At 69.9% G+C, this 23,539-nt stretch carries 25 protein-coding genes; 5 read left to right on the top strand and 20 right to left on the bottom strand.

Features of this window, described 5'->3' with window-relative positions:
* Positions 1-2: 2 nt before the first annotated feature.
* From AA0Y20_RS08265 to argC, 6 genes are read right to left on the bottom strand one after another with little or no spacing between them, the layout of a single operon-like run.
* Positions 3-1,103 carry a heparan-alpha-glucosaminide N-acetyltransferase domain-containing protein gene (locus tag AA0Y20_RS08265; protein WP_412939727.1) on the bottom strand — a complete coding sequence of 367 codons (1,101 nt, stop codon included), beginning with the start codon at positions 1,101-1,103 and terminating at the stop codon, positions 3-5.
* A 33-nt stretch (positions 1,104-1,136) separates the two neighbouring features.
* A complete protein-coding gene (gene argF / locus AA0Y20_RS08260; RefSeq protein WP_412938669.1) occupies positions 1,137-2,060 on the bottom strand; it encodes an ornithine carbamoyltransferase in 924 nt (307 codons plus the stop codon).
* Entirely contained in the window at positions 2,057-3,304 is a 1,248-nt protein-coding gene (locus AA0Y20_RS08255; protein ID WP_412938667.1) for an acetylornithine transaminase, read from the bottom strand. The genes argF and AA0Y20_RS08255 overlap by 4 nt, the downstream gene beginning before the upstream one ends.
* Positions 3,301-4,206, bottom strand: coding sequence for an acetylglutamate kinase (gene argB / locus AA0Y20_RS08250; RefSeq protein WP_412938665.1), 906 nt, complete (start codon positions 4,204-4,206; stop codon positions 3,301-3,303). Before argB ends, AA0Y20_RS08255 begins: the two co-directional genes overlap by 4 nt.
* The gene (argJ, locus tag AA0Y20_RS08245) at positions 4,203-5,360 is read right to left on the bottom strand and encodes a bifunctional glutamate N-acetyltransferase/amino-acid acetyltransferase ArgJ (protein WP_412938663.1); all 1,158 of its coding nucleotides are present in this window, start codon (positions 5,358-5,360) and stop codon (positions 4,203-4,205) included. Before argJ ends, argB begins: the two co-directional genes overlap by 4 nt.
* Positions 5,357-6,421, bottom strand: a complete 1,065-nt coding sequence (gene argC, locus AA0Y20_RS08240) for an N-acetyl-gamma-glutamyl-phosphate reductase (RefSeq protein ID WP_412938661.1) — start codon at positions 6,419-6,421, stop codon at positions 5,357-5,359. The genes argJ and argC overlap by 4 nt, the downstream gene beginning before the upstream one ends.
* A 369-nt stretch (positions 6,422-6,790) precedes the next feature.
* Here argC and AA0Y20_RS08235 point away from each other — a divergent pair, with 369 nt between their 5' ends.
* The 4 genes from AA0Y20_RS08235 to AA0Y20_RS08220 are packed head-to-tail and all read left to right on the top strand — an operon-like array spanning position 6,791 to position 9,406.
* The gene (locus AA0Y20_RS08235) at positions 6,791-7,447 is read left to right on the top strand and encodes a hypothetical protein (protein WP_412938660.1); all 657 of its coding nucleotides are present in this window, start codon (positions 6,791-6,793) and stop codon (positions 7,445-7,447) included.
* The gene (locus AA0Y20_RS08230; protein ID WP_412938659.1) at positions 7,444-7,743 is read left to right on the top strand and encodes a transcriptional regulator; all 300 of its coding nucleotides are present in this window, start codon (positions 7,444-7,446) and stop codon (positions 7,741-7,743) included. Before AA0Y20_RS08235 ends, AA0Y20_RS08230 begins: the two co-directional genes overlap by 4 nt.
* The gene (locus AA0Y20_RS08225; protein ID WP_412938658.1) at positions 7,740-8,654 is read left to right on the top strand and encodes an ABC transporter ATP-binding protein; all 915 of its coding nucleotides are present in this window, start codon (positions 7,740-7,742) and stop codon (positions 8,652-8,654) included. Before AA0Y20_RS08230 ends, AA0Y20_RS08225 begins: the two co-directional genes overlap by 4 nt.
* A complete protein-coding gene (locus AA0Y20_RS08220) occupies positions 8,654-9,406 on the top strand; it encodes an ABC transporter permease (RefSeq protein ID WP_412938657.1) in 753 nt (250 codons plus the stop codon). The genes AA0Y20_RS08225 and AA0Y20_RS08220 overlap by 1 nt, the downstream gene beginning before the upstream one ends.
* A gap of 28 nt (positions 9,407-9,434) precedes the next feature.
* Here AA0Y20_RS08220 and AA0Y20_RS08215 read toward each other — a convergent pair whose 3' ends face one another.
* The 12 genes from AA0Y20_RS08215 to infC form a co-directional block, all read right to left on the bottom strand.
* Positions 9,435-11,015 carry a hypothetical protein gene (locus AA0Y20_RS08215; RefSeq protein WP_412938656.1) on the bottom strand — a complete coding sequence of 527 codons (1,581 nt, stop codon included), beginning with the start codon at positions 11,013-11,015 and terminating at the stop codon, positions 9,435-9,437.
* Entirely contained in the window at positions 10,997-11,800 is an 804-nt protein-coding gene (locus AA0Y20_RS08210) for an ABC transporter ATP-binding protein (RefSeq protein WP_412938654.1), read from the bottom strand. The genes AA0Y20_RS08215 and AA0Y20_RS08210 overlap by 19 nt, the downstream gene beginning before the upstream one ends.
* Positions 11,801-11,915: 115 nt before the next feature.
* On the bottom strand, positions 11,916-14,435 hold the full coding sequence (gene pheT, locus AA0Y20_RS08205) for a phenylalanine--tRNA ligase subunit beta (protein ID WP_412938653.1): 2,520 nt from the start codon (positions 14,433-14,435) through the stop codon (positions 11,916-11,918).
* Positions 14,435-15,475: a phenylalanine--tRNA ligase subunit alpha gene (gene pheS / locus AA0Y20_RS08200; protein WP_412938651.1), complete on the bottom strand. Its 1,041-nt coding sequence runs from the start codon at positions 15,473-15,475 to the stop codon at positions 14,435-14,437. Before pheS ends, pheT begins: the two co-directional genes overlap by 1 nt.
* A 77-nt stretch (positions 15,476-15,552) precedes the next feature.
* Positions 15,553-16,503, bottom strand: coding sequence for an amino acid ABC transporter permease (locus AA0Y20_RS08195; RefSeq protein WP_412938649.1), 951 nt, complete (start codon positions 16,501-16,503; stop codon positions 15,553-15,555).
* Entirely contained in the window at positions 16,500-17,147 is a 648-nt protein-coding gene (locus AA0Y20_RS08190; protein WP_412938647.1) for an amino acid ABC transporter permease, read from the bottom strand. The genes AA0Y20_RS08195 and AA0Y20_RS08190 overlap by 4 nt, the downstream gene beginning before the upstream one ends.
* Positions 17,148-17,217: 70 nt before the next feature.
* Positions 17,218-18,129 carry a glutamate ABC transporter substrate-binding protein gene (locus AA0Y20_RS08185; RefSeq protein ID WP_412938646.1) on the bottom strand — a complete coding sequence of 304 codons (912 nt, stop codon included), beginning with the start codon at positions 18,127-18,129 and terminating at the stop codon, positions 17,218-17,220.
* Positions 18,130-18,186: 57 nt separating this feature from the next.
* Positions 18,187-18,978, bottom strand: a complete 792-nt coding sequence (locus AA0Y20_RS08180; protein WP_412938645.1) for an amino acid ABC transporter ATP-binding protein — start codon at positions 18,976-18,978, stop codon at positions 18,187-18,189.
* Positions 18,979-19,161: 183 nt separating this feature from the next.
* Positions 19,162-19,959 (bottom strand): TrmH family RNA methyltransferase, encoded by a 798-nt coding sequence (locus AA0Y20_RS08175; RefSeq protein ID WP_412938644.1) that lies wholly within the window; start codon positions 19,957-19,959, stop codon positions 19,162-19,164.
* A 78-nt stretch (positions 19,960-20,037) separates the two neighbouring features.
* Positions 20,038-20,418, bottom strand: coding sequence for a 50S ribosomal protein L20 (rplT, locus tag AA0Y20_RS08170; RefSeq protein WP_064003211.1), 381 nt, complete (start codon positions 20,416-20,418; stop codon positions 20,038-20,040).
* A gap of 32 nt (positions 20,419-20,450) precedes the next feature.
* Complete coding sequence (rpmI, locus tag AA0Y20_RS08165) at positions 20,451-20,645, bottom strand: 50S ribosomal protein L35 (RefSeq protein WP_005048908.1); 195 nt, start codon at positions 20,643-20,645, stop codon at positions 20,451-20,453.
* A 44-nt stretch (positions 20,646-20,689) separates the two neighbouring features.
* The gene (infC, locus tag AA0Y20_RS08160) at positions 20,690-21,316 is read right to left on the bottom strand and encodes a translation initiation factor IF-3 (protein ID WP_120264354.1); all 627 of its coding nucleotides are present in this window, start codon (positions 21,314-21,316) and stop codon (positions 20,690-20,692) included.
* 260 nt (positions 21,317-21,576) lie between these two features.
* Here infC and AA0Y20_RS08155 point away from each other — a divergent pair, with 260 nt between their 5' ends.
* A complete protein-coding gene (locus AA0Y20_RS08155; protein WP_114587966.1) occupies positions 21,577-21,981 on the top strand; it encodes a DUF1844 domain-containing protein in 405 nt (134 codons plus the stop codon).
* Between the two features lie 40 nt (positions 21,982-22,021).
* Here AA0Y20_RS08155 and AA0Y20_RS08150 read toward each other — a convergent pair whose 3' ends face one another.
* On the bottom strand, positions 22,022-22,804 hold the full coding sequence (locus AA0Y20_RS08150) for an SseB family protein (RefSeq protein WP_412938642.1): 783 nt from the start codon (positions 22,802-22,804) through the stop codon (positions 22,022-22,024).
* Positions 22,788-23,534, bottom strand: a complete 747-nt coding sequence (gene priA / locus AA0Y20_RS08145; protein WP_412938641.1) for a bifunctional 1-(5-phosphoribosyl)-5-((5-phosphoribosylamino)methylideneamino)imidazole-4-carboxamide isomerase/phosphoribosylanthranilate isomerase PriA — start codon at positions 23,532-23,534, stop codon at positions 22,788-22,790. The genes AA0Y20_RS08150 and priA overlap by 17 nt, the downstream gene beginning before the upstream one ends.
* Positions 23,535-23,539 lie beyond the last annotated feature (5 nt).

The following is a 23,539-nucleotide window of genomic DNA, read 5'->3' as shown; positions in this document are numbered from 1 at the left end:
GCCTATCGGGGCGGCATCGCCGCGCTCGGCGCGTCCGCGCGACCGCGGACCGTTACCCGGGCGAGCGCGTCGATCCCGGCCTCGAGCGGACCGCGTCCCACGAGGAGCGCCCAGACGGTGCACCCGAGGATGATGCCGAGGGTCATCGGCCAGAACGGCTCAAGGGCCCGGTATGCATCGAGTTCGAACACGCCGGGCTCGGCGGCAGGCCGGGTGAGCGCCCACACGACGATCTGCGCCGAGTAGGCGGTGAGCGGCATCGAGCCGACCGCCCGCAGTGGCAACGCGATCCATGTGAGAGGCGTGCGGCACACGAGGACGCACACGCCGATGACGAGGAGGGCGAAGCCGCCGGATCCGATGACCTCGAACAGCCCGGATGAGTGGGCTTCCCCGGTCCACGGTGTCTCACCGAAGACCTCGGAGCGTCCCCACACGATGTCGAGGGCGGCGCCGACCGCCGTCAGGGCGAGCCCGGCGAGCGCGAGGAGCCACGGCGTCGCGCGCGAGCGCAGGTCGAGGCGCGCCGCCCCCATGCCCGCGAGGACGAACGCCATCCAGGTCAGGAACGGGTAGTGCCACCCGACGGCGTTCGAGACGTCGACGCCCTCGGGTGTCGACCAGAACGACAGGCCGTCGATCGCCGCTTGCGGGAACGGCGCGACGAGCCCGACGACCGCGGCGGCGATGAGCAACGTGCGCGCCCGCAGCGGCAGGACGGCGGCGGCGATCACGAACAGCAGCGCGTAGGCGGGAAGGATGACGTACACCGGCACCGCGAGGAACAGCAGCAGCACGCCGATCACCCAGATCACCCCGGCGCGCACGAGCAGGCGCAGACGAGCCGTCTCGAGTCGTGGGCCGCGCAGCGGAACCGGGCCGCCGCTGACGAGCCCGATCGAGACACCCGCGAGCGTCGCGAACAGGATGGACGACCGCCCGTGGACGATCCCCTCGTACGAGGAGGGGATCGTCCAGTCGAAGTCGGGGATGGCGAGCAGGTGCGCCGCGAGCATGCCGATGACGGCGAGCCCGCGAGCGAGGTCGATACCGTCGATGCGCGAGGGCGCGAACAGCGAGCGGCGCCGCAGCATCTCGCTCATCCTCGGCACCGGCCGCTCCTCACCGTGCCGTGGTCACTGCTGACGCAGCAGCCAGACCAGCAGCGCCTTCTGCGCGTGCAGGCGGTTCTCGGCCTCGTCCCAGACGACGCTGTGCGAACCGTCGATGACGTCGGCGTCGACCTCGTAGCCCCGGTCGGCGGGCAGGCAGTGCATGAAGATCGCGCCGTCGGCGGCAGCATCCATCGTCTGCTGCGTCACCTTGTACGCACCCAGATCGCGGATGCGTGCGATCTTCTCCTCTTCCTTGCCCATCGACACCCAGGTGTCGGTCACGATGACGTCGGCGCCGGATGCCGCTTCGAGCGGGTCGACGAGGATCGTGACCGATCCGCCCGTCTGGGCCGCGATGCGCTGCGCGTCGGCCACGACGTCTTCACGGGGACCGTAGCCCTCGGGCGAGGCGACACGGACGTGCATGCCCGCGGTCACGCCGGCGAGCACGTACGAGTGGCCCATGTTCGACTGCCCGTCGCCGAAGAACGACAGGGTGAGCCCAGCGAGATCGCCCTTGTGCTCGCGGATCGTCAGCAGGTCGGCGAGCAGCTGGCAGGGGTGGAAGTCGTCGCTCAGCGCGTTGACGACCGGGACGCGGGTGCCGCGGGCCATCTCCTCGAGGCCCGCCTGGGCGTAGGTGCGCCAGACGATCGCAGCCACCTGACGCTCCAGCACGCGTGCGGTGTCGGAAGGGGTCTCCTTGCCGCCGAGCTGACTGCTGGCGGTCGAGATGATCAGCGGCGAGCCGCCGAGGTCGGCGATGCCGACGGCGAACGACACGCGCGTGCGCGTCGACGACTTGTCGAAGATGACCGCGACCGTCTGGGGGCCCTCGAGCGGCTTGAGCTTCCAGCGATCTTTCTTCAGTGAGAGCGCGAGGTCGAGGACCTCGGCCTGCTCGGCCGGGCTCAGGTCGTCGTCGCGGAGCAGGTGACGGGTCATGCGGATTCCTCCGTGGTCGTGGTCTCGAGAAGAAGGGCCGACTCGACGGTGCGCAGCGCGGCGGTGAAAAGCTCGGCGAACTCGTCGATCTCGACGTCGCCGATGGTGAGCGGCGGAGCGATCCGCACGGTGCGGTCGTTGGCCGCGTTGACGATGAGGCCATGCTCCTGCGCCGCCGCGACGACGGCGCCGGCGACCGGATGCCGCAGCGCCACGCCCAGCAGCAGGCCCTGGCCGCGCACGCCCTCGACGAGCGACGAGTCGAGCGACTCGAGCACCTGACGCAGTCGCGCGCCGTGGGTCGCGGCGGCCTCGACGAGCCCGCCGTTCTCGATCTCGCCGAGAACGGCCGACGCGACGGCCGTGCCCAGCGGGTTACCGCCGAAGGTCGAGCCGTGCGTGCCCGGGTAGAACAGGTCGCTGGCGCTCGCGAACGTGATGAGCGCACCGATCGGGAAGCCGCCGCCGATGCCCTTCGCGACCGTGATCGCGTCGGGCTCGATGCCGGCATGCTGGAAGGCGAACCACGCGCCCGTACGCCCGGCACCGGTCTGGATCTCGTCGATGATCAAGAGCGCACCGTGGCGCTTCGTGATCTCCCGCGCAGCCGCGAGGTAGCCCTCGGGCAGCGGGATGACGCCCGCCTCGCCCTTGATGGGCTCGACGAACAGGGCCGCGACGCGATCGTCGATGGCCGCCTCGAGCGCCTCGATCGTCGAGTCGATGCTCTCGACGCCGGGAACCATCGGCTCGAACGGCTGCTGCATCTGCGGCTTGCCGGTGAGGGCGAGGGTGCCCATCGTGCGGCCGTGGAAGGCGTCCTTCAGCGCGAGGATGCGGGGACGCTCGGTGCCACCGTGCAGGCGCGCGAGCTTGAACGCCGCCTCGTTCGCCTCGGCACCGGAGTTGCCGAAGTACACGCGGCCGGCGTCGCCGGTACCCGCGAGGCGCTTGAGCTTCGCGGCGAGGTCGAGCTGCGGCGGCGTCGCGAAGTAGTTCGACACGTGCGAGAGGGTGGCCGCCTGGCGCGAGACCGCCTCGACGAACACCGGGTGGGCGTGCCCGAGCGAGTTGACGGCGATGCCCGCGAGGAAGTCGAGGTAGCGCTTGCCGTCGACATCCCAGACGTACGCCCCCTCGCCCCGCTCGAGCAGCGCCAGGCGCGCGCCCGCGCTGCGCACGAGGTCGCGATCGACGTCATCCGCCCATGTGGGCGCTGTCTGCTGGATCGTCGGGTTCGTCATCCCGCCACCACCTCCGTGCCGATTCCCTGTGCTGTGAAGACCTCGACCAGCACCGAGTGGGGCTGGCGTCCGTCGATGATGGCGGCCGTGTCCACTCCCCCGTCGACCGCGTCGAGGCATGCCTGCATCTTCGGGATCATCCCCGACTCGAGCTTCGGCAGCATCGCCCGCAGATCGGTCGCCGTCAGGTGCGAGACGAGCGAGTCGCGGTTGGGCCAGTCGGCATACAGGCCGGGCACGTCCGTGAGGACGACGAGCTTCGTCGCGCCGAGCGCGGTCGCGAGGGCCGCGGCCGCGGCATCCGCGTTGACGTTGAGCGAGTGCCCGGGGTTGTCGAGGTCGGGCGCGATCGAGGAGATGACCGGGATGCGACCGGCGTCGAGCTGATCGTGCACCGGCTGGGGATCGACCTCGACGACGTCGCCGACGTGCCCGAGGTCATGCTCGGTACCGTCGATCACGACGCCGCGGCGGCGACCGCCGAACAGGCCCGCGTCTTCACCGGACAGGCCCGTCGCGAACGGTCCGTACGCGTTGATGCGGCCGACGAGCTGCGGATTGATCTGTCCGGTGAGCACCATGCGGACGACGTCGATCGCCTCGGTGCTGGTGACCCGGTAGCCGCCCTTGAACTCGCTCTCGATCGACAGGCGATTCAGCATCTTGGAGATCTGCGGCCCGCCGCCGTGCACGACGACGGGCTTCACACCGACGAAGCGCAGGTAGGCGATGTCCTGGGCGAACGACTCCTGCAACTCCTCAGAAACCATGGCGTTGCCGCCGTACTTGATGACGATGATCTGGTCGCGGAAGCGCTGCAACCACGGCAGCGACTCGATGAGGACGCCGGCTTTCACGGCCGCCTCCTCGGGGGTCGTGTGCTGGAGGTCGATGTCGTTCATGAGGAGTAAGCGCTGTTCTCGTGGACGTAGTCGTGGGTGAGGTCGTTCGTCAGGATCGTCGCCGCCGCGTCGCCCGACTTCAGATCGATGAGGATGTGCGTCGCGCGGGGCGTGAGGTCGACCTCCTCGCGGGGGCGGTCGGGGCCGCCGGCGGTGCAGACCCGGACACCGTTGAACGACACGTCGACGTCATAGGGGTCGAATGCGGCATCCGTCGTACCGATCGCGGCGAGCACGCGGCCCCAGTTCGGGTCGTTCCCGAAGATCGCGGCCTTGAAGAGGTTGTTGCGGGCGACCGAGCGTCCGACGACGACCGCATCTTCTTCGGATGCCGCGCCGACGACCTCGATCGCGATGTCGTGGCTCGCGCCTTCGGCGTCTCCCTGCAGCTGCTCGGCGAGGTCGCCGCAGAGCTCGGCGAGCGCGGCGGCGAAGTCCGCGGCATCCGGCGTCACGCCCGACGCGCCGCTGACCATGAGCGTCACCTGGTCGTTGGTCGACATGCACCCGTCGGAGTCGAGCCGGTCGAAGCTCGTCCGCGTGGCGGACCGGAGGGCTGTGTCGGCCTGGGCCGCGTCGAGAACGGCGTCGGTGGTGATGACGACGAGCATCGTCGCGAGGCCCGGCGCGAGCATCCCCGCGCCCTTCGCCATGCCGCCGATCGTCCAGCCGCCCCGTGAGACGACGGCGCGCTTGGGGCGCGAGTCGGTGGTCATGATCGCGATCGAGGCATCCTCGCCGCCGTCGGCGCTGAGCGAGCCGATCGCCGCCGTGGTGCCATCGAGCACCTTGGCGCGGAACACCTCGTCGCCGGTGCCGATGAGCCCGGTCGAGCAGACGAGCACGTCGCCGGAGCTGACATCCAGCAGCTCTCCCGCCTTCTCGGCGGTCTGATGCGTCGTCTGGAAGCCGAAGCTGCCGGTGAAGCAGTTCGCACCGCCCGAGTTGAGGACGACGGCCTCGACGACGCCGTCGGCTATCGCCTGCCGCGACCAGATGATCGGGTTCGCCTGGGCGCGGTTCGAGGTGAAGACCGCTGCACCGACCTTGAGCGGACCGCGGTTCACGACGACCGCGACATCGGGCTTGCCGGTGGACTTCAGGCCCGCGGTGACGCCGGCGGCTTCGAAACCCTGGGGGGCGGTGACGCTCACGGGGCGACTCCGTTCACGCTCAGGCCCGTGGTCTCGGCGAGACCGAGGGCGATGTTCATCGACTGGATGGCGGCGCCGGCAGTGCCCTTGGCGAGGTTGTCGACCGCGGTCACCACGACGACCCGGCCGGCGGCCCGGTCGATGGCGAGGCCCATGAGGGCGGTGTTCGCGCCCGCGACGTCGGCGGTGCGGGGGAAGGACCCCTCGGGCAGCAGCTGCACAAAGGTCTCGTCGGCGTAGGCGCTCTCCCACGCCTCGCGGATCTGCGCGTCGGTGACGCCGTCTGCGATCGGGGCTGTCGAGGTCGCGAGGATGCCGCGCGACATCGGGACGAGGACCGGCGTGAACGAGATGCGGATGTCGCCCGTCGCGCCCGCGCCGCGGAGCGCCTGCAGGATCTCGGGGATGTGGCGGTGCGTCCCGCCGATCGCATACGGGTTCGCCGAGCCGAGGATCTCGGCGGCGAGGAGATTCGTCTTCAGGCTCTTGCCCGCACCCGAAGGGCCGACCGCGAGCACGCTCACGATGTCGCTCGGGTCGATGACGCCGGCCGCGACACCGGGCGCGAGGCTCAGCGCGACGGTCGAGGCGTTGCACCCGGGCGCCGCGATGCGTGACGCGCCGACGAGCTTGTCGCGCTGCTTGCCGGTGCCGGTGCCGGTGCCGTCGGCGACGAGGAGCTCGGGCACACCGTAGGTCCAGGGCTCGTGGAAGTCACCGCCGTAGAACGCGTTCCAGTCGTCGGGCGACGTCAGCCGGTGGTCGGCGCCCGCGTCGATGACGAGGGCGGTGTCGGCGAGCGCATCCGTGTACTGCCCGGACTGCCCGTGCGGGAGGGCCAGGAACACGATGTCGTGTCCGGCCAGTACCTCGGGCGTGGACGGCTGGAGCGTGAGGTGGCGCAGCGAGCGGAGGTGCGGCTGGTGATCGATGAGCGGCTGGCCGGCGTTGGAGTGCGCGGTGACGGTGCGGATCTCGACCTCGGGGTGAGCGGCGAGCAGGCGCAGGATCTCGCCTCCCGCGTATCCGGATGCGCCGGAGACGGCGACGGAGAGGGGCATGACTTCCACCTTATTGTCTGGGATGACGTCGCCTTCGCGGCGACGGGGACCGGCGGCGGCGACACCACGCGCTCGACCGCGGATGCGGGAGCGTGCAGGGTCGCCTAGCGTCGGCGGTCGCCCAGACGTCGGCGCGCGCGAAGCACCGTGACGGTGCGCTGCGGAGCCGAGGACATGCGCCGACAGTAGCGCTCCGTCGCGGCATCCGCCAAATCCCGCCCCCGCCGATGTCTTCGATATGAGGCGCAGTTGTCGCCGTCGAGCGCGGTTCGAACTGCGGCCGACCTACCGACGTGCGCCTGATCCTCCGATGAGACACGTGAGAATGCCGAGTTGACGATGCGAGGTTTGCAGTGCAAAGTGGTTTGCATGGAGCACGATTCGATGGATGACGAGCAGCAGGCCGATCCCGCGGCGATGCTCGCCCTCATGCAGGACCAGCGCCGGCGCACCGCGCACTGGGTGAACCGCAACTACGCGGTGATGCTCATCACCTGGGCGGCGGCGTGGATCATCGGGTTCGGAGCTATTTGGAGCGCGGACGCCGGCGGCGGGAACCCCTGGTTCCGCATTCCGACGACCCCCGCATGGATCGTCTTCGGGGTCGTGCTCATCACCGGCATCGTGGTCTCGGCCGTCGCCGGCATCCGCTCGGGTGCAGGCGTCCGGGGGCCGTCACGCCTGGCCGGGGCGATGTACGGATGGGCGTGGTCGCTGTCGATGTTCGGTGCCGGGCTCCTCGTCGGTGCGGTTCAGCGATCCGGCGCGGACGCCGCCGTCATGGCGGTGCTGTCCCCCGCGATCTTCGTGCTGCTGGTCGGCGTGCTCTACCTCGCGGGCGGCGCCCTGTGGCGCTCACCCGTGCAGTACGCGCTCGGCGTGGTCATGATCGCCACCGCCATCGTCGCGTCCTATGCGGGCACTCCCACCAACTACCTCGTCTACGCCACGGTCGGGCCGCTCGCGATGCTCATCGTCGCGACCCTGATGCTGCGCGGTGTCATCCCGGCGGAAGGCAGCCGGTGACCGAGCTCGACCCGGTGATCCACGCCCCCGCCCGTCTGCGGATCGTCACGGCGCTGAACGAGGCCCTCGCCGACGGCGACGAAGTCACCTTTCCCGTGCTGCAGAAGCTGCTCGGGATGACCGCCGGCAACCTCACCACGCACCTCGCGAAGCTCGAGACGGCCGGCTACGTCGAGACCGCCAAGGCCTTCGCGGGCCGGAAGCCCGTGACGTACGTCGCGCTGACCCCCGCCGGCCGCGCCGCGTTCCGCACCTATCGCACCCATCTGCTCGATCTCCTCGGAGGAGGATCATGACCGCCCTCATCACCGCCCGGAACCTCGTGAAGCGGTACGGCGACGTCACCGCGCTGGCCGGAGTGACCCTCGACGTCTCCGCCGGCGAATGCGTCGGCCTGCTGGGGCCGAACGGCGCCGGCAAGACGACTCTCCTCTCCCTCGTCGAGGGGCTGCGCACGCCGACCAGCGGCGACGTGCGCCTGTTCGGCGGCGACCCGCGCGACGGGTCGTCGCGCGTCCGGCTCGGCTCCACGCCCCAGGCGACGGCACTGCCGGACGCGCTGCGGGTCGGAGAGGTCCTCGACTTCGTCGCGGCGCACTTCCCGCATCCCTCGCCCCGCGCCCGCATCGTCGACGAATTCGACCTCGGCCCGTTGCTGCGCCAGCAGTGCGGCGCGCTGTCGGGCGGTCAGCAGCGGCGGGTCGCCGTCGCGCTCGCCTTCGTCGGAGAGCCCGAGCTCGTCCTGCTCGATGAGCCCACGACCGGCCTCGACGTCGACGCCCGACGAGCCCTGTGGGATGCCGTCCGCGCCCGGCACGCCGCCGGATGCACCGTGGTCGTCACGAGCCATCACCTCGAGGAGATCGAGCAGCTCGCGCACCGGGTCGTCGTCATCGACGACGGCCTGGTCCGCACCGACGACACGCTCGCAGCCGTCGTGTCGAGCGTCTCGCGCCGCCGTGTCACCCTGCGTGGCGTCTCGGCGGACGACATCCGACGCCTCGACCCCGCGGCATCCGTCACCACTGCGGACGACACCGCGTCGAACGGCACCGTCACCGCCGTCGTCGGCGACTCGGACGCCCTCGTCCGCTCGCTCGTCGCCGCCGACCTGCCGTTCGCCGACCTGACGGTGCGCGGGGCGACGCTCGAAGAGGCCTTCCTCACCCTCACCGACAGGTCCGCACCCACCGAGAAGGCCGCCTGATGTCCACGCTCTCGCTCACCCTGACCGCGACCAAGTACAACCTCATCGAGACCGCGCGGGTTCCGATCGCGGTCATCGGGTCGGTCGTCTTCCCCACCCTCGCGTTCTGCCTCTTCGTGCTGCCGCAGGGCGCGGTCGTCGCCGACAGCACCGTCGCGACGGCCGCGGTCTGCTCGATGGTCGTGTTCGCCTTCATGTCGTCGGGGCTGTTCTCCGTCGGACTCGAGCTCGCCGAACAGCGTTCGAAGCCGTGGACGCCGTATCTGCGAACGCTCCCCGGCAGCCCGCTGGCCCGCATCGGCGCTCTGATCCTCGCGACCCTCGCGATCGCGACCGTCGCCATGGTCCCGCTGCTCATCGTCGGCGGATTCTTCACGAGTGCCCGCCCCGAGCCGCTTCGGCTGCTCGCGGCCATCGTGCTCGTGATCGCGACGGCGCTGCCGCCGATGCTCATCGGAGCGATCATCGGGCTCACGACGGGGCCGAAGGCCGCCATCGCCGTGACTCAGGTCGCCCTGTTCCTGCTCGCTTTCGGCGGCGGCCTCTTCCTGCCCCCGCAGCTCTTCCCGGCCTGGCTCGACACCGCATCCTCGGTTCTGCCGATCCGTCAGGCCCGGGAGATCGTGGTGGGCGTCGCGACGGGATCCGAGGTGCCGCTGTGGGCAGCGCTCGGCGTCGTTGCGTGGACGGTCGCGCTGGGAGCCCTCGTCGTGTGGCTGTACCGACGCGACGAGGGCCGCCGCTACCGCTGATGGCAGGCAGACCCCGACCGGGCGGCGATCAGGTGGGGAAGGACTTGATGCGCACGAGCAGGTCGGGGCCCGTGCGCTCGAGCGTGCGTCCGCCGACCAGTACTCCGACAACGGCCACGACGGCGCCGAAGACGACACCGACCGCCAGTGCGATCCAGCCCCACATCGCGTCTCCCGTCACGGCGTTCACGATCGCGGGGACGATGGCCGGCAACGACAGCGCGATCACCGCGGCCCACACCACGAAGACCAGCAGGCCGACTATGGAGTTCTGGCCCGGGGTGCTCTTGAACGGGCTGTCACCGGGCGCGGGCACGGGAGTGACGATGAGCGCCGACGAGACCGCGCACGCGCCGTATCCCGCGAACAGCACGCCGATGGCCGCTCCCAGCACGGCGGGCAGGTGCCCCGCGTCGCCCGCGACCACGGCCGTCACGACGGCGATCAGGACGATGAGGGGGATGCCGACGCACGCGGCGCCCAGCAGACGCCCCAGCCGGTCGGCTCTTCCGGAGATGCCCGTGGCGAGCGTCGTGCCGAACGCCGTGCCGTCGAACGACACGTCGGCGTAGCCCACCGCCGCCATGACGAGCGCCGCGAGGACCGGCGAGATCAGGAACATGAAGCCGTCGGTTCCGCCCGTGAAGGCGAACAGCACCGGGAACAGCGGGATGACGATGAGCTGCCGGAGGTAGCGCGGATCGCGCAGCCACCCGGAGAGGGATCGGGCCCACGTCGCGCCGACGCCACCCGTCGGCATGACGCCGAACAGGCCGAGCTTCCCGGCGGCGACCGCACGGGTCGCCCGCTGGCGCGGCGACGACACGGCCGTCTCGATCACCCGGTCCCACACGATCCAGAGGACGACGAGGGTCACGACGGCGATCACCGTGCTCGCGAGAGCGGGCAGCCACTGCCCCGCGGCGACGCTCGGGGCGACCGACCATGCGGCGCCGAGCGGAGTCCAGGCGAGGATGCTCGCCGCCTGCTGGATCCGTGTCCAGAGGTCGCCGCCCGCCTGATCGAGCAGTGCCACGATGCCGGTGAGGATCGGCCCGGTCATGATGAGGACGACGAGCACGACCGTGCCGATGATCTCGCGCGATCGACGGCCGCCCATGCCTCCGGAGAGCTCGCCCATCAGGCGCGACGCCAGGACGCACGTCAGCACGCCGAGCAGGACGGTGGGGACCGCGACGACCGCCGCGACCGGCCAGCGGACCCATACGATGAGCGTCGCGAGGGCTGCGACCGTCGTGACGATGCCCGGGATGCCGGTGAGACCGGCGCCCGCGAGCGCGAGCATGACCTGACGACGGGTCAGCGGGAACGGAGCCAGGCGCACGGCGTCGACGGTGCTGTCGAGCCCCGCGATGATGATGGGCCCGACGAGCCAGCCGAGGATCAGGACCGAGCCGCCGAGGACGGAGACGACGGTCGCAACCTCGAGGTTCTGGAAGATCGACAGAGCGATGAGCGCCGTGACGAGACCGCCGAGGATGCCGAGACCCCAGAGCGAGCCGAGGATGAAGCCGACGAGCTGCCAGGGACGGCGGGCGAGGGTGTTCCCGAGAACGCGGTAACGCAGCTTCAGGACTGTCGCAACCACTGCGGTCCCTCCGACTGGTGGCGTCCGCCGACGAGCGAGACGAAACGGTCTTGCAGGCTCTCACCGGCGCGCACTTCGTCGATCGTGCCGGCGGCGAGCACCCGGCCCGCAGCGATGACGGCGACGTGGTCGCACATGCGCTGGACGAGATCCATCGAGTGGCTCGAGACGATCACCGAGCCGCCCGAGGTCGTGTAGCTGCGCAGGACGTCCTCGATGTTCGCGGCGGACACCGGGTCGACCGACTCGAACGGCTCGTCGAGCACGAGCAGACGCGGAGCGTGCACGAGGGCGCAGGCGAGCGCGACCTTCTTGGTCATGCCGGCGGAGTAGTCGGCGACGATCGTCCCGGCCGCGCCGCGGAGGTCCATGAGGTCGAGGAGGTCCGACACGCGCGGCGCGATCTCCGGGCGCGGCAGCCCGAACATCATCGCGGTGTAGGTGATGAGCTGCTCCCCCGTCAGGCGGTCGAAGAGCCGCACGCCGTCGGCGAGGTTGCCGATCGTGCGCTTCGCGGCCACCGGGTCGCGCCACACGTCGATCCCGTGCACCCGGGCGGTGCCGGCATCCGGGCGCAGCAGACCCGTGGCCATGGAGAGGCTCGTGGTCTTGCCCGCGCCGTTCGGACCGACGAGGCCGTAGAACGATCCGGCCGGCACGACGAGGTCGATGCCGTCGACCGCGACCTTCTGACCGAACCTCTTGACCAGTCCGTGAAGCTCGAGGGCGGGGGCGGCGTCGGCCGCCGGGGAAGATGGGGTGACGCTGGCTGGAATCTCGCTCACGGCCCCGACACTATCGGGAAGCGGCCATCGGTGTCGGATGCGTCGGGCGCAGTTCCGAACGTGAAGCGCGGTCGAACCCGCGCCAGACGCTCGGAACTGCGCCCGGTACGCAACGTCAGTCGCGGATGACGGCCCCGAAGCGCTCGGCCGCGACGGCGACACCCGCGAGCTTGGCCTCGCTCGCCTCCGCCGCCGTCAGGGTGCGGTCGTCGGCGCGGAAGCGCAACGCGAAGGTCAGACTCTTCGAGCCTTCGGGAACGCCCGAGCCGCGGTAGTCGTCGACGAGTCGGAGCGATTCGAGAAGCGAGCCGGCTCCCTCCGACAGCGCCGAGGCAAGAGCACCCGCTGTCATGGAGTCGGGGACGACGAGCGAGACGTCCTGCGTGGCCGCGGGGTAGCCCGACAGCGACGCGACGACGACCCGCTCTCCCGCGCTCGCCAGAACCGCGTCGAGGTCGATCTCGGCGACGAGAACGCGGCCCGACAGATCGGCCGCAGCCGAGACCTCGGGATGCAGCTCTCCGGCGTACCCGACCTCGACACCGCCGACGGTGAGGGCGGCGGCGCGGCCCGGGTGCAGCGCGGCACGACGGGTCTGCGAGATCTCGATGTCGACCCCGGCCGCCGAGGCGATCGCCGTGACGGCGGCGAACACGTCGCTGAGGTCGGCCGCGACCGCCGCGTGCCCCGGCGACTTCGGGGCGACGTTCCCGGCCACGAGCACCGCGACGTGACGCGGCTGCGGCGGGATCGACGCGTGGAGTTCGGCGAGCGTGGCATCGTCGGGGCGCGCGGCGAGCGGCGGGACCGTCGCGGTGCCGTACTGCACGCCGGGCTCGGGAAGGAACACGGCGCCCACCTCGAAGAGGGCGAGATTCGTCAGGCCACGTGAGACGTTGCGGTGGGCGACCTGCAGCAGGCCTGGCACGAGCGAGCGGCGCAGGTAGGGCGCCTGCCCGTCGAGCGGGTTGGCGATCTTGACCGAGGGCAGTTCCTCGCCCGAGGCGGAGCCGTGCAGGTCGTTGCTCTCGCGCGTCGTGAACGGGAACGACGGGGTCTCGACGAAGCCCGCGGCCGCCAGTGCGTTCGACACGCGACGACGACCCTTCTGGGCATCCGTCAGACCGCGACCGGACGGTGCCGTCGGGAGGACCGAAGGAACGCGGTCGAGCCCGTGGATGCGCGCGACCTCTTCGGCCAGCGTCCACTTGTCGGTGAGGTCGGGACGCCACGACGGCGGAATGACCTCCCAACTGGCATCCGTGTCCGACACCTCTGCGCCGATCGTCTCGAGGGCTGCGACGACCTCGTCGTCGGTGTAGTCGACACCGATGAGACCGGCGACGAAACCGCGCGGCAAATCGATCGCCTCGAGGAAGACCTCGCTGAACAGCGCACCGCCGACCGGCTCGAGGCTGCCCCCGGCGAGCTCGACCATGAGGTCGGCCACGCGGCGGGCGGCCACGAACGGCAGCAACGGGTCGACGCCGCGCTCGAAGCGACGCGATGCCTCGCTGGGCAGCTTGTGCCGACGCGCCGTCCGGGCGATCGTCACGGTGTCGAAGATCGCCGCCTCGATGAGCACGTTGCGCGTCGCATCCGTCATCTCGGACGTTCCGCCGCCCATGACGCCGGCCAGACCGATCGGTCCCGACTCGTCTGTGATGAGCAGGTCTTCGCCGTCGAGGGTGCGCTCCTTGCCGTCGAGCGTCGTGAGCTTCTCCCCCGGCGTCGCCCGACGCACCGTGATGCCGCCGGTCAGCTTGTCGAGGTCGTAACCGTGGATCGGGTTGCCGAGCTCGATCATCACGTAGTTGGTGATGTCGATGAGGATGCCGAGCGAGCGGATGCCGGCGAGCGTGAGGCGCGCGACCATCCACGGCGGCGTCGGCCGCGACGGGTCGACTCCCGACACGACGCGCACCGCGAACTCGGTCGCGCCGACGCGGCCGCGGATCGGCGCCTGATCGTCGACCGCGACGTCGAAGCCCGTGGCGGGGTGTTCGAGCTCGTCGAACTCGCGCAGACCCGGGTCGCGGAATGCCGCGCCGGTGGCGTGAGAGTATTCGCGCGCGATGCCGCGCACCGACAGCGCGTACCCGCGGTCCGGCGTCACGTTGACGTCGATCGCGGCGTCGTCGAGGCCGAGCAGCGCGATCGCGTCGGTGCCCACCGGCGCGTCCTCATCGCTGTCGAGGCCCAGCTCGGTCAGGCGCAGGATGCCCGAGTGCTCGTCGCCGAGACCCAGCTCCTTGGCCGAGGCGATCATGCCGTCGGACACGTGACCGTAGGTCTTGCGCGCAGCGATCGGGAACGGACCGGGAAGCACGGCGCCGGGAAGCGTCACGACGACCTTGTCTCCCTCGAAGAAGTTCGAGGCGCCGCAGACGATGCCGCGGACACCGCCGTTGGCCTCGCCCACGTCGACCTGGCACCACCGGATGGTCTTGCCGTTGGACTGCGGCTCGGGCTCGAACGAGACCACCCGTCCGACGACGATCGGACCGGTGAGGTCGAAGCCGTGGACGTCCTCTTCCTCGAAGCCGACCGACACCAGCGCGGCGAGGATGTCTTCGGGCGCGGCATCCGCCGGCACCTCGACGTACTCACGCAACCACGACAGCGGAACGCGCATCAGACCACCATCCCGAACTGCTCGCTGAAACGCACATCGCCCTCGGCCATGTCGCGCATGTCCTTCACGTCGGAGCGGAACATCAGCGTCCGCTCGATGCCCATGCCGAAGGCGAACCCGGAGTAGACCTCGGGGTCGATGCCCGCGGCGCGGAGCACGTTGGGGTTCACCATGCCGCAGCCACCCCACTCGATCCAGCGCGCACCGCCGGCGAAGGTCGGGTGCCACAGGTCGAGCTCGGCGCTCGGCTCGGTGAACGGGAAGTAGTTGGTGCGGAAGCGCGTCTTCGCCTCGGGGCCGAACAGCTCGCGTGCCGCGTGGTCGAGGGTGCCCTTGAGGTGGGCCATCGTGATGCCCTTGTCGACGACGAGGCCTTCGAACTGCGTGAACACCGGCAGGTGCGTCGCGTCGTACTCGTCGGTGCGGAACACCCGGCCGGGCGAGAGGACGTAGATGGGGATGTCGCGCTCGAGCATCGAGCGCATCTGCACGGGGCTCGTCTGCGTGCGCATGACGAGGTGACGCGCGACGGGATCGACGAAGAACGTGTCCTGCATCTGGCGGGCGGGGTGGTCGACGTCGAAGTTGAGCGAGTCGAAGTTGAACCACTCGTGCTCGAGCTCGGGCCCCTCGGCGATCTCCCAGCCCATCCCGACGAAGAGGTCGGCGACCTCTTCCTGCAAGAGCGAGATCGGATGCCGCGCCCCGACGCGCCCGCGCGGGGCGATGGCGGTGACGTCGAGCGCCTCGGCCTCGAGCTTGGCCGCCGTCTCCGCAGCGGCGAGCTCGACCTCGCGGGCGGCGAGGGCCTGGGTGACACGGCCGCGCGCCTGGCCCACGAGCTTGCCGAACTCGGCCTTCTTCTCATTGGGCACCGACCGCAGCTGCGCGTTGAGGCGCGCGAGCGGCGACCCCTCGGCGGTGTGGGCGTTGCGGGCTGACTTCAGCTCGGCGGTGGAGGCAGCGTCGGCGATGGCGGCGAGGGCCGCATCCACCGCAGCGGCGACCGCGTCAGGGGTGATCTCGGGTGCGTCGGACACGGGAGTCGAGTCTACCGGCGACGGGCCCCTCCGCTTTCGCGTGAGAGGCCCGTCGGGGTGAAGCAGGTGCAGTGGGATCAGCCGCGACGTGGGAAGCCGGCGAGTCCCCCACCCTCATTGCCTGTCGCACCGTCCGTGGCGGCCTGCGCAGCGATCAGCTGCGTGTCAGTAGTGGGCGCCACCGGGTGATGCAGCGGGTCGACCGCGGAAGCTCCGCCACCCGGGGTGCGCGGCGAACGCGAGAGACGCTTCTCGAGGAAGCTCGCGAACCACGACAGCAGCAAGCACATGACGATGTAGATCGCACCGATGACGATGCCCGCCTGCAGGATCGGGCGTCCCGGCTGCGAGGTCAGCTGCTTGGCGTAGTACAGCAGCTCGGGGTAGGTGATGATGAAGCCGAGCGCGGTGTCCTTCAGCGTCACGACGAGCTGCGCGACGATGACGGGGAGCATCGCACGCACGGCCTGCGGCAGCAGGACGAGGCGCATTACTCCGCTCTTGCGGAGGCCGATCGCGTAGCCGGCCTCCTTCTGACCGCGCGGCAGCGACTCGATGCCGGCACGGAGGGCCTCGGCGAGCACCGAGCCGTTGTACGCGACCAGCGCGATGACGACGGCCCAGTACGGCTCGACACGGATGCCGAGGGTCGGCAGGCCGTAGTACATCAGCATCATGAAGATCAGCACCGGCACGGCGCGGAAGGCCTCGATGACGACGCCGAAGGGAATCCGGACCCATGCGTGATCCGACAGTCGCCCGATCGCGAGCACGAAGCCGAGCGCCAGCGCGCCGACGGCCGCGAGACCGAAAGCGGCGAGGGTGTTGCCGAGCGCCTTCATGATGCCCAGCCACACGTTGCTGAACGTGAAGATGTACCACTTGTCCGCGGAGAACTGCCCGCTCACCGCGAAGCGGAAGACGATGAAGCCGATCGCCGCGGCGACCAACAGGACGGTGACGACACCGAGGATGCGGTTGCGCAGGATCGCGCGGGGCCCCGGAACGTCGTACAGGACGGAAGTCATCGCGCGATCCTCCACTTGTTCTCGAGTCGTCGCTGCACGGCGCTGAGTACCAGCACGAGAGCGACGAAGACTACGGCGACCCAGAGCAGGACCGTCAGGGCGTTCTCGCCGCGCTCACTCAGGTTGGAGCGGATGGCGCCGAGCTCGACGACCGAGAAGCCGGCGGCGACGGTGGTGTTCTTCAGCAGCGCGATGAACACGCTCATCATCGGCGGCACGACCGACCGGAAGGCCTGCGGCATCACGACGAGGGTCATGACCTGGCCGAAGGTCAGGCCGATCGCCCGGGCCGCCTCGGCCTGGCCGACCGGCACCGTGTTGATTCCGGCGCGGATGACTTCAGCGACATAGGTCGCGGTGTAGATGCCCAGCGCCCAGATGCCGAGAACCGTGAAGCCGGGGTTCGGCAGGTCGAGCTGCGGATAGCCGAACGCGAAGAAGAAGAAGACGAGCGTCAGCGGGGTGTTGCGGATGGTGTTGACGTAGATCGTGCCGAAGGCCCGCGCCACCGGAATCGGCGAGACGCGCATGGCGCCGATCAGGGTGCCGAGGACCAGGGCGATCGCTCCGCCGGCGAAGAACAGCAACAGGGTGTTGCGGATCGCCTCGCCCCAGAGGTCGAGGTTGTCGGTGATGACGCCCACATCGTCTCCTTGGGTGGTGCGGGGCGGGGACGCGTACGTCCCCGCCCCGTGGTCATGGTGTCAGTGCGACTCAGTACGCGTCGACCGCGGGCTGCTCGACGGTGATGCCGGACTGACCGAGGTTCTTGTCGAAGATGCTCTGCCACACGTCGCCGCCATCGGTCAGCAGCTCGTTGATGTGCGCACGGAACGCGTCGTCGCCCTTGCGGAGGCCGACGCCGTACTTCTCCTCGCTGAAGGGCTCGCCGACGACCTTGATGTCGTCCGGGTACTGCGCCGCGTAGCCGATCAAGATCGCCTGGTCGGTCGTGACGGCGTCGACGGTGCCGTTGATGAGGGCGTCGACACAAGCCGAGTAGAGGTCGAACTCCTCGGTCGGAACCTCGGGGTAGTTCGCCTTGATGTTCTGGATCGGGGTCGAGCCGGTCGCCGAGCACACGCGCGTGTTCTCGTTCAGGTCGTCCTCGCTCGCGATGTCGCTGTCGGCGGCGACGAGCAGGCCCTGGCCGGTGATGAAGTACGGGCCGGCGAAGTCGATCTGCTGCTTGCGCGAGTCGGTGATCGAGTAGGTGCCGACGTAGTAGTCGACGTCACCGTTGACGATGGCCTGCTCACGGTTGGCCGACGCGATCGCCTTGAACTCGATCTTGTCCTCGTCGTAGCCGAGGGATGCCGCGATCCAGCGGGCGATGTCGACGTCGAAGCCGCTGCGGTCACCGGTGGTCGCGTCGAGGAAGCCGAGGCCGGGCTGGTCTTCCTTCACGCCGACGATGACCTTGTCGCGCGACTGGATCGCGTCGAACGTCGGGCTGCCCTCGAGCGAGACGTCGGAGGCGACCTCCCACAGGGCCTCGTTGCTGTCGCCGCCGTCACCGGTGGCGCCGGCGCCGGGCGAGGTGGGCGAGCCGCTGTTGCAGCCGGTCAGAGCGATCGCAGCGATGGCGACACCGGCGAAGGCGCCGGTGATTCGTGTCTTGCGCATGTGGTCCTCCTGGTTGGGGGCATCCGCGCCCGGTGCAGAGCGCGGAGATCGGTGGTCTCAGTGGGTGATGAGCTTGGAGAGGAAGTCCTTCGCACGATCGCTCTTCGGCGACGTGAAGAACTGCTCGGGAACGGCCTCTTCGACGATCTGACCGTCGGCCATGAAGACGACGCGGTCGGCGGCCTTGCGGGCGAAGCCCATCTCGTGGGTGACGACGATCATCGTCATGCCGTCCTGCGCGAGGCCGACCATGACGTCGAGCACCTCGTTGATCATCTCCGGGTCGAGCGCGCTCGTGGGCTCGTCGAAGAGCATGACCTTCGGCTTCATCGCCAGCGCACGGGCGATGGCGACGCGCTGCTGCTGACCGCCCGACAGCTGCGCCGGCAGCTTGTCGGCCTGGTGACCCACGCCGACGCGGTCGAGCAGCTCACGGGCGAGCTTCTCGGCCTCGGCCTTCTTCATGCCCTTGACCTTGATCGGCCCGAGCGTGACGTTCTCGAGGATCGTGAGGTGGGCGAAGAGGTTGAACGACTGGAAGACCATCCCGACGTCGGCGCGCAGAGCGGCGAGAGCCTTGCCCTCGGACGGCAGCTTCTCGCCGTCGATGGTGATCGTGCCCTCGCTGATCGTCTCGAGTCGGTTGATCGTGCGGCAGAGGGTCGACTTGCCCGAGCCCGACGGACCGATGACCACGACGACCTCGCCACGGTTGACGGTCAGATCGATGTCCTTCAGAGCCTGGAACGAGCCGTAGTGCTTCTGCACGCCCTCGATCACCACGAGCGGGTCGCCGCGGCGCACCGAGATGTTCGACGTCGGGGGCGCCGGGTTTTCGGGAGTCGTCATAAGAGTTCACACTAGGAGCACTCCCCCGCCCGGGGCAGCCGCGAACGCCCCGAGTCACCGATCTGTAACAGAATCGGAATACACGGCGCGCCCCGTCCGCACCCGTCGACTCGCCATGAACGGCGGATGCCGGGCAGGTCAGGCCCGCGTTTTCTGGCGAGTCGACCCGCAAGAAACCCGGGGTCAGCGGGCGCGCTGGGCGAACGCGGTCTCGTAGAGGCAGACGCTCGCGGCGGTGGCCAGGTTGAGCGACTCGGCGGCGCCGTAGATGGGCAGCCGCAGCGCGAGGTCGGCCCGGGCCAGCGCCTCGTCGGCGAGACCGCGCGCCTCGTTACCGAAGAGCCACGCGGTCGGATCCGCGAGCGTCTCGCGGTGGTCGAGGAACTCCTCGCCCTTCACGTCGGCGGCGACGACCCGCAGCCCGGCGGCGTGGGCCTGCTCGACGGCGGCGTCGAGCTCGATGCCGAGGACGATCGGGAGGTGGAAGAGCGAGCCCGTGGTCGAACGCACGACTTTGGGGTTGTACGGGTCGACGGTCCGCCCCGTCAGCACGACCGCGTCCGCGCCCGCGGCATCCGCGGCCCGGATGATCGTGCCGAGGTTGCCGGGATCGCGCACTTCTTCGCAGATCGCGACGAGGCGTGGCCGGGCGGCGAAGATCTCTTCCAGAGACGACGGCGATTGACGTGCCACGGCGACGATCCCCTGCGGAGTCACCGTGTCGGCCATCGCCTCGAGCACGGCCTCGCTCGCCGATACGACGTCGACGCCGGCCCTCCGGGCGCTCGCGGCGAGCTCGGGATGCCGTTCGATCGCGCTCGGCGTCGCGAAGATCTCGACGAGCGTGTCGGCACGGTAGGCCAGGGCCTCGCGCGCAGCCTGCGGTCCCTCGAGGAGGAACAGGCCGGTCTCCTGACGAGCGCTGCGCTTGGTCAGCTTGGCGACGGCGCGAACGCGGGGCGACCGGGGGTTCTCGAGCACGTTTTCAGCATACGGCGAAGGGGCGCCCTCCTCTCGGAGGACGCCCCTTCGTGCGGTGCGTGGAACGCGAAGACCCGATCAGGCCTTGGGCGCGTTGACGTCGGCCGGCAGAGCAGCCTTGGCCGTCGCCACGAGCGACGCGAAGACGGCGGGCTCGTTCACGGCGAGCTCGGCGAGCATGCGACGGTCGACCTGCACACCCGCGAGGCCGAGGCCCTGGATGAAGCGGTTGTACGTGATGCCGTTCTGACGGGCAGCGGCGTTGATGCGCTGGATCCACAGACGACGGAAGTCGCCCTTGCGCTTGCGACGGTCACGGTACGCGTAGACGAGCGAGTGGGTGACCTGCTCCTTCGCCTTGCGGTACAGGCGCGAACGCTGTCCGCGGTAACCGGACGCGCGCTCGAGGATGACGCGACGCTTCTTGTGGGCGTTTACGGCCCGCTTGACTCTAGCCATTTCGTTTGTTTCCTATTCGTGCGCAGCAGCGCTCAGATGCCGAGGAGCTTCTTGGCGACCTTCGCGTCGCCGGGAGCCAGGATCTTGTCGGCCGACAGACGGCGCGTGCGCTTGGTGGGCTTGCCTTCGAAGTTGTGGCGGAGGTTCGCCTGCTGCTTCTTGATCTTTCCGCTGCCGGTGACCTTGAAGCGCTTCTTGGCACCCGAGTGGGTCTTCTGCTTCGGCATGTCTCTTCCTTCGTTGTGTATCCCGCGAGGCGGGAGTCTGGGGGCTACTCCGCCGAGGCGGGAGCGGCGTCTTCGGTCTCGGGTGCGTCACCGGAGCGGGCCTGACGTGCTGCCTCCTTGTTGGCTGCACGCTGGGCGTTCTGCTCGGTCTTCACCTCGGACTTGTTCTTGTGCGGCGCGATGACCATCACCATGTTGCGACCGTCGATCGTCGGGTTCGACTCGACGGTGCCGAGCTCGGCGACGTCCTCGGCGAACTTGCGGAGCAGGCGCACACCCTGCTCGGGACGCGACTGCTCACGACCGCGGAACAGGATCATCGCCTTCACCTTGTCGCCCGCCTGGAGGAAGCCCTCGGCGCGCTTGAGCTTGGTGATGTAGTCGTGCGCCTCGATCTTCAGACGGAACCGGACCTCCTTGAGGACCGTGTTGGCCTGATTGCGACGCGTTTCCTTGGCCTTCTGAGCCGCTTCGTACTTGAACTTGCCGTAGTCCATGATCTTGACCACGGGCGGCTTCGAGTTCGGGGCGACCTCGACGAGGTCGAGCTCGGCCTCCTGCGCCAGACGCAGGGCGACCTCGATACGGACGACGCCGACCTGCTCTCCAGCGGGGCCGACGAGGCGAACCTCGGGGACGCGGATGCGGTCGTTGGTGCGGGGATCGCTGATGTGCGGAACTCCTGTTCATGCGGTGGTGGCCACCGGGAGGCGAGGACGCCACCCGGGCGGAAGAGCATCGCATCCACCCCGCACGACGCGCGTGCGTCGGCATTCGTGTTCCGCACCCTGGCTACTCCGGCCGTGGTGAGACGGACGGAGCGGAGTGCATGACCCGGTAGCCTGGAACGGCAAGCGCGGGTGGGATGTGATCCTCTTTCGATCCGGAGTAGAACACTCCGGTGCCCGCACAGTCTAGCAGAGAGCGACACGTGGACACGAACCCCGCCGAGAACAGCACTTTCACCGACGACGAGGCTCGTCGCCAGCGGTGGGAGGAGCAGGAGCGCGCCGCCTCCGCCGCCACCCGCGACATCGCCGACGTGCCCGCGGTCGAGGTCATCACGACCGCCGCCGTCCACCTCATGAGCGCCGCCGCGGTCAAGGTCGGGCTCGCCGACGACCCGGCGACGCAGCTCGACCTCGATGAGGCCCGCAAGCTCATCAACGCTCTCGCCGGGCTCATCACCGCTGGTGCTCCCGAGATCAGCGACATGCACGCACGATCGCTGCGCGACGGCCTGCGCTCGCTTCAGCTGGCGTTCCGCGAAGCGTCGACGATCCCCGACCCGATCGGCAAGGGGCCCGGAGAGAAGTTCACCGGCCCCGTCAACTGACCCGGTTCCGGGCTCGGCCGCACCGGGCCCGGAACCCGCTTCAGGAGGCCCGGACGAGCTTGACGGTGAGCGAGTCGACGAGCACGGCGATGCGGTCGTCCGCGGCCCAGCGAGACGCGAGCCGCGACAGCACGGCGTCGAGCTCGGCGGCATCCAGTCCGTCGATGAGATGAAGCCGCACGACCAGCTCGGGTCCGCGCATCCTCGCGTCGGGATCGCCCGCGGCCACCGACAGGTCGAGCACCGCGAGCTCTCCCCCGACGCTCGCCTGGAGAGCGGTGAACACCTCGGGCGAGACCGGCGCCGGTTCCCAGCGCAGGCCCTGACCGATCGCCCAGACGGCGGGGCGTCGCAGCACGAACTCCGTCTCGGAGCCGGGATCGATCACGATCAGATCGGTGTCGTCCGAGGCTGCCGCCATCGCCGTGCGCACACCGTCGGCCGGCACCGGGCGGGCGACGGCGTCCCATCGCGCCAGCGCCCCGACCGACGTGAAGACGGGCAGGACCCGCCGACCGTCGGGCGCGGCGACCGTCACGATCGACAGTTCCTGCGTCTTGTCGACGCGCAGCCCCGTGGGACCGACGCCTTCATCGCCCTTCTCGGGGACGAGCGGGATCAGCAACCGCGCCGTGCGATACGCCTCGACCACCGCGACGGCATCGCCCGATCCGGCGCGAAACGCCTCGAGTGCGGCGAGCAGCGCCGGATCGGCGGAGCCGTCGTCACCGGCATGCGGGTTCGACTCGAAGCTGCGGCCCTCCCAGGGGACGCCGGCCGAATCGGCCGCGTGGCCGCAGCCGTCGTCAGTCCCCGGCGACATCCAGCGCCTCGGCCAGCGTGAAGGCGCCGGCGTAGAGAGCCTTGCCGACGATCGCACCCTCGACGCCGAGCGGCACGAGCTCGCGCAGGGCGGCGATGTCGTCGAGGCTGGAGATCCCGCCCGATGCGACGACCGGCTTCGGCGTGCGCGACGTGATCTCGCGCAACAGCTCGATGTTCGGTCCCTGGAGCGTGCCGTCCTTCGTCACGTCGGTGACGACGTAGCGGCTGCAGCCGGCGTCTTCGAGGCGCGCCAGGACATCCCACAGATCGCCGCCGTCGCGGGTCCAGCCGCGAGCGGCGAGGGTCGTGCCGCGGACGTCGAGTCCGACCGCGATCGCGTCGCCGTAACGGCCGATGACGTCGGCAGCCCACTCGGGGTTCTCGAGCGCGGCGGTGCCCAGGTTGATGCGCGTCGCGCCGCTCTCGAGGGCCGCCTCGAGCGTCGCATCGTCGCGGATGCCGCCCGAGAGCTCGATCTGCACACCCTTGACCTGCTTGATGACCTTGCGGAGCACGGCGGTGTTGTTGCCCCGGCCGAAAGCGGCGTCGAGGTCGACGAGATGGATCCACTGGGCGCCCTGCTTGGCCCAGGCGAGGGCCGCGTCGACGGGGTCGCCATAGGTCGTCTCGCTACCGGCTTCGCCCTGGGTCAGGCGCACGGCCTTCCCGTCGGCGACGTCGACGGCGGGCAGGAGGATCAGTTCGGGGGTGGACGCGAAGTCGTTCATCACAT

Origin of the sequence: Microbacterium pratiae, from assembly GCF_047302165.1 — a bacterium.
GTDB lineage: Bacteria > Actinomycetota > Actinomycetes > Actinomycetales > Microbacteriaceae > Microbacterium.
The sequence above is the reverse complement of the archived record's forward strand: the minus strand, read 5'-3'. Positions and strand labels throughout refer to the sequence as shown.

Bases quoted from the DNA above. Each gene is read 5' to 3' on its own strand.
- AA0Y20_RS08265 (WP_412939727.1), bottom strand. From the start codon at position 1,103: ATGAGCGAGATGCTGCGGCGCCGCTCGCTGTTCGCGCCCTCGCGCATC.
- argF (WP_412938669.1), bottom strand. From the start codon at position 2,060: ATGACCCGTCACCTGCTCCGCGACGACGACCTGAGCCCGGCCGAGCAG.
- AA0Y20_RS08255 (WP_412938667.1), bottom strand. From the start codon at position 3,304: ATGACGAACCCGACGATCCAGCAGACAGCGCCCACATGGGCGGATGAC.
- argB (WP_412938665.1), bottom strand. From the start codon at position 4,206: ATGAACGACATCGACCTCCAGCACACGACCCCCGAGGAGGCGGCCGTG.
- argC (WP_412938661.1), bottom strand. From the start codon at position 6,421: ATGCCCCTCTCCGTCGCCGTCTCCGGCGCATCCGGATACGCGGGAGGC.
- AA0Y20_RS08235 (WP_412938660.1), top strand. From the start codon at position 6,791: ATGGAGCACGATTCGATGGATGACGAGCAGCAGGCCGATCCCGCGGCG.
- AA0Y20_RS08225 (WP_412938658.1), top strand. From the start codon at position 7,740: ATGACCGCCCTCATCACCGCCCGGAACCTCGTGAAGCGGTACGGCGAC.
- AA0Y20_RS08220 (WP_412938657.1), top strand. From the start codon at position 8,654: ATGTCCACGCTCTCGCTCACCCTGACCGCGACCAAGTACAACCTCATC.
- pheT (WP_412938653.1), bottom strand. From the start codon at position 14,435: ATGCGCGTTCCGCTGTCGTGGTTGCGTGAGTACGTCGAGGTGCCGGCG.
- AA0Y20_RS08195 (WP_412938649.1), bottom strand. From the start codon at position 16,503: ATGACTTCCGTCCTGTACGACGTTCCGGGGCCCCGCGCGATCCTGCGC.
- AA0Y20_RS08185 (WP_412938646.1), bottom strand. From the start codon at position 18,129: ATGCGCAAGACACGAATCACCGGCGCCTTCGCCGGTGTCGCCATCGCT.
- AA0Y20_RS08180 (WP_412938645.1), bottom strand. From the start codon at position 18,978: ATGACGACTCCCGAAAACCCGGCGCCCCCGACGTCGAACATCTCGGTG.
- rplT (WP_064003211.1), bottom strand. From the start codon at position 20,418: ATGGCTAGAGTCAAGCGGGCCGTAAACGCCCACAAGAAGCGTCGCGTC.
- rpmI (WP_005048908.1), bottom strand. From the start codon at position 20,645: ATGCCGAAGCAGAAGACCCACTCGGGTGCCAAGAAGCGCTTCAAGGTC.
- AA0Y20_RS08150 (WP_412938642.1), bottom strand. From the start codon at position 22,804: ATGTCGCCGGGGACTGACGACGGCTGCGGCCACGCGGCCGATTCGGCC.
- priA (WP_412938641.1), bottom strand. From the start codon at position 23,534: ATGAACGACTTCGCGTCCACCCCCGAACTGATCCTCCTGCCCGCCGTC.